Genomic DNA, 3919 nt, shown 5'->3' with positions numbered 1-3919 from the left:
CAACGGCAGGAGGACGCTCCAGCCGTTGCGCCGCGGCAGCAGCAGGGCGTCCACGGCGAGCGCCAGACTGGTGCCGTGCAGCGCTTCCGGGCCGATGATCGGCGCCACGCGCGCGGCGTCGATGTCGCGCAGGAAGGGTTCGAGCTTGCTGGCGGCGAGCGGCGAATCGGCGAGTGCCAGCGGCAGACGCTCGCGCAGTTGCGCCGCTGACGGCAGGCTGGCGCGCCGCGCGAGCTGGGTTGCCGCACTGGGCAGGAAGCGGACCGGCGAATCGTAGCCGCCGATGACGCCGGCTGCGAGCAGCCGGTCGAGCAGGACGCCCGTACGTTCGGCGGCCTGCAGGGCCTGTTCGCGGTCGGCAGCGCTGACCACGACCAGCAGGCGGGCGTCGGGTGCGCCAAGGTCGGCGCGCAGCGCGCGGTCGGTGGCCAGGTCTTCGGTGCTGGCAGTGCTCAGGGCCGCGAGTTCCTGATTCCACAAGGGGTCAGGGTTGGCCATCAGACTGGCGGCGGCGAGCGTGGCGAGAACGATCAGCGGCCAGCGCAGCCGCGGCAGCCAGGCGGCGAGTCGTGCACACGCCTGGCCGAGCGCGCTCAGGTCGCGTGGCTCGACGCCGGCCGGGAGCAGTGGCGGCAGGACGAAACGCGTGACGGCGGCGGCGGTGAGCAGGCCGCTCAGCGAATACAGGCCGAGCTGGGCCAGCCCGGGAAAGCCGGACAGGAGGAGAACCGCGAAGCCGCAGACCGAGGTCAGTACGCCGAGACGGATCGTCGGCCAGAAGCGGGCGCGCCAGGTCGTGGTGTCGCCACGTTCGGTCTGGACGAAATAGTAGATCGAGTAATCGACCGCCTCGCCGATAAGCGCCGAACCAAAACCGACGGTGATCCCGAAAACCGTGCCGAAGGCAAGGCTGACGGCGACCATGCCGGCCAGCGCGCCGCTGACCACCGGCAACAAGCCGAGGCTCATCAGCCTGAACGAGCGGTAGACGAAAAACAGCAGGCCGGCGATGGCCAGCATGCTGATCAGCGACAGCCTGGCCACTTCCGCCTGGATGGTCGCCCGGGCATGCACGGCAAACACCGCCGGGCCGGCAATCTGCAGGTGGGCGGCCGGCACCCCGGCGGCTGCGCGGGCGGCTGCGAACTGCACGCGCAAGACATCGAGCGCCTGGGCCTGTGCGTCGGTGTCTGAGCCAAGGGCGGCGGTCTGCGCGAGCAGCACTGCCCGTTCGCCGTCGCGCGACGACCAGACGCCGGCGCGGCTGGCCGGCTGGGCGCCGGCATCGAGTCCGAAAAGCAGGCCGATCAGTTCGCCGGTCGGGTCCTGCGGCAGCAGCCGTTTGACCAGCAGGCCAGCGGGCGAAGACAGGAGGTCGATGCTCTCGGCGATCGCCGCGCGCAGGCCAGCGACCGAAAAACGTTCCGGCGTCACCGCCGGGCTGAGCAGGTAGCGATGGCGGAACAAAAACTCGCGGTCAGCGTCGTGACTGCGTGCTTCGCCATTGCGTACGGCGATGAACTCGGGCTGGCTGGCGAGCCGCGCACGCAGTTCGCGGGACAGCGCTGCCCGCTGCCCGGCATCGCCGCCGCTGATGCCCAGCATCAACAGTCGCGTGACTGCACCCTCCCTGAGCTGGTCGACGAGAACCTGCTGGCTGGCGCTGGGGTGTGCCGGCAGGAAGAACGACATGTCGGCCGAGAAGCGGCTGTGCCAGACGATCGCCGCGCCGGCGAGCATCGCCACCGACCAGAGAACGAAGGTACGGAGGGCGGGGACGGTCACTGCTCGGGGAGGTGCTCGATGCTGATCACCGCACGGTCACCGTCGGCCTGCAGATACTCGATGCTGTGGATGCGGTTGCGTTGGCCGGCGATACTGATCTTCTGAACGATGGCGGCAATTGCCTGGTCGCTTGGCAGCAGGGTGAGTGTCCAGCGCTCGCGGTTGCCGGCAAGGTGGAGCGCATAGTTCCTTTCGAGCGCCTGGCGGTTGCCGGTGAGCGCCCCGCGGATGCTGTCGACGAAGGCCCGGGCCTCCGGCTGGGCAGTCAGATCGATGCTCAGTTTCTGCTGGCCGCGCTCGATGGTGAGCCGGTCCTTGTCGAGCAGCAGCGTTTCCGGACGCGGCGTCAGTTGTCGCTTTTCTAGCCGGTCGGGCGTCGTGAAGCGCATTTCGCCACTCGCCACGACCGGCCGGTCGAGCAGCGCGAGGTATTTGGTCTCGACGAAGCGCGCCTTGCCGCTGCGCGTCCGGGCAAGCTCGTCCATCAGTTGCGCCAGATCCCAGGCGGCCAGCACAGGGGGGGTCAGCGCCGTCAGCAACAGGGCGGCGAGCAGTCGCTTCACCGCGCCTTCCGCCAGAAGTCGAAGAAGTTGAACCAGTTGTAGGGAGCCTGGCGGCAATAGTGCTCGAGGCGGGTGACGTAGCGGGCTTGCGCCGCGCGCATCGCCGCCTCTCTGTCGGGCGCCGCCACCTGCGAAAAATCGGCCAGCATTTCGAAGTGGATGCGGTAGCGGTTGCCGCCCAGATACAGCCCGGTCATGAAGAACACCGGCCGGCGCAGCATCGCTGCCATGCGGAACGGTCCGGTCGGAAAGGCCGCCGGCTGGCCGAAGAAGTCGTGTTCCTGGGTGGCCTCGTCGACCAGCGCGCGGTCGGCCAGCATGCCGACCAGATAACCCTTGTCGAGCTTGTCGCGTGCTTCGAGCATCGATTCCAAGCGGCCGAGGGGGATGATGTCCTGACCCGCCGCCGGATTGATCGCTGCCAGCGTGGCGTTGATCTTGCGGGCATTCTTTTCGTACATCAGCATCGCCACCTTGAGGCCGGCGCGACCGCGGGCGACCGCGCGCAGAACTTCGAAGCTGCCCAGATGGGCGCCGATCAGCAGTGCGCCCGGCTGCCTCGCCAGCGCCGCATGCAGGGCTTTGCTGCCATGCACCTCGATGTCGAACAGGTCGAAGCGGTCATTGAGCAGGTAGACCCGATCGTGGATCGTGCTCGCGAAGGTGAGGACGTGGCGGTAGCCGTCAGACCACTCGGCCCAACGTCCGAGTGATCGGCCAAGATAGTTTCGACTGGCGCGCCGTGCCTGTGGCGAAAAGAACAGGAAATACAGCACGATCCCGTAGAGCACCAGGCGGCCAACGCGCCGGCCGAAGGTCAGGGAAATCCAGACCATCAGCCGCAGGATCGCGAGATTGCTGCGCTCCCGCTGGTGCAGCCAGGCGGCGGCGTGCTGTCCGCTGCTCATCGGCCCGGTTTCAGGTGGCCGGCAGCCACTTCGCGTCCGTCGGCGAGGACGGAGAAGGCGATGCTCGCGTCCGGTCTTTCATGCAACTGGAAAGTCAGCGCCTGGCCTGGGCCGACGGGGCTGAAGAATTTGGTCTGGGCGATCTCCCAGGCGACGGCCGGTCTGCCCAGCAACGTTTCGGCGAAGTGCAGCGCGCGGTCGAGCAGAACGACGCCGGGGACGATCGGCCGGCCGGGGAAATGACCGGAGAAGGCCGGGTGTCCGGCGGCAACGATCCATTCGAAATCAGCGCGACGCATCGCGGAAAGTCGTCCGGCAGGATTCGTACAGCGCCTGCAGGTCGGCGCGCGGCAGTTTGCCGGTGCTGTTGCGCGGCAGTGCATCGACCAGGAACAGGGGTCGTGGCAGGAAGGCCGGGTCGACCCGTTGCCGCAGCCGGGCGAGCACTTGTCGCCCGGTCAGTTGCGGTGCTACGGCGAACGCGCACAGGCGTGTGATGCCGTGCGGCGAAGCGGCGTCGGGCTCGAAGAAAGCGCCATCGACGACGCCGGGGATGGCCGTGATCTGGTGGTCGAGGTAGGCCAGCGAGCTGCGCTTGCCGGCAATGCTGATCAGGTCGGCGTTGCGCCCGAGCAGCATGAAGCGCCCGTCGGGCAACAGCTC

The 3919-nt window shown here is 68.3% G+C and carries 4 protein-coding genes and 1 pseudogene; all 5 read right to left on the bottom strand.

Annotated features, from left to right (window positions below):
• Positions 1-1785 (bottom strand): hypothetical protein (locus CAPSK01_RS04660; RefSeq protein WP_034923164.1); only part of this gene is annotated, 1785 nt, incomplete at its 3' end.
• Positions 1782-2348: a LolA-related protein gene (locus tag CAPSK01_RS04655; protein WP_034923163.1), complete on the bottom strand. Its 567-nt coding sequence runs from the start codon at positions 2346-2348 to the stop codon at positions 1782-1784. The genes CAPSK01_RS04655 and CAPSK01_RS04660, both read right to left, overlap by 4 nt.
• Entirely contained in the window at positions 2345-3256 is a 912-nt protein-coding gene (locus CAPSK01_RS04650) for an acyl-CoA synthetase (RefSeq protein WP_273703094.1), read from the bottom strand. Before CAPSK01_RS04650 ends, CAPSK01_RS04655 begins: the two co-directional genes overlap by 4 nt.
• Positions 3253-3555 (bottom strand): dehydratase, encoded by a 303-nt coding sequence (locus CAPSK01_RS04645; protein WP_034923162.1) that lies wholly within the window; start codon positions 3553-3555, stop codon positions 3253-3255. Before CAPSK01_RS04645 ends, CAPSK01_RS04650 begins: the two co-directional genes overlap by 4 nt.
• Positions 3542-3919: pseudogene (locus CAPSK01_RS04640) on the bottom strand (beta-hydroxyacyl-ACP dehydratase); the annotation flags it as partial. The gene CAPSK01_RS04645 and the pseudogene CAPSK01_RS04640, both read right to left, overlap by 14 nt.

Origin of the sequence: Candidatus Accumulibacter vicinus (genome assembly GCF_000584955.1) — a bacterium.
Classification (GTDB): domain Bacteria; phylum Pseudomonadota; class Gammaproteobacteria; order Burkholderiales; family Rhodocyclaceae; genus Accumulibacter; species Accumulibacter vicinus.
The sequence above is the reverse complement of the archived record's forward strand: the minus strand, read 5'-3'. Positions and strand labels throughout refer to the sequence as shown.

Bases quoted from the DNA above. Each gene is read 5' to 3' on its own strand.
- CAPSK01_RS04650 (WP_273703094.1), bottom strand. From the start codon at position 3,256: ATGAGCAGCGGACAGCACGCCGCCGCCTGGCTGCACCAGCGGGAGCGC.
- CAPSK01_RS04645 (WP_034923162.1), bottom strand. From the start codon at position 3,555: ATGCGTCGCGCTGATTTCGAATGGATCGTTGCCGCCGGACACCCGGCC.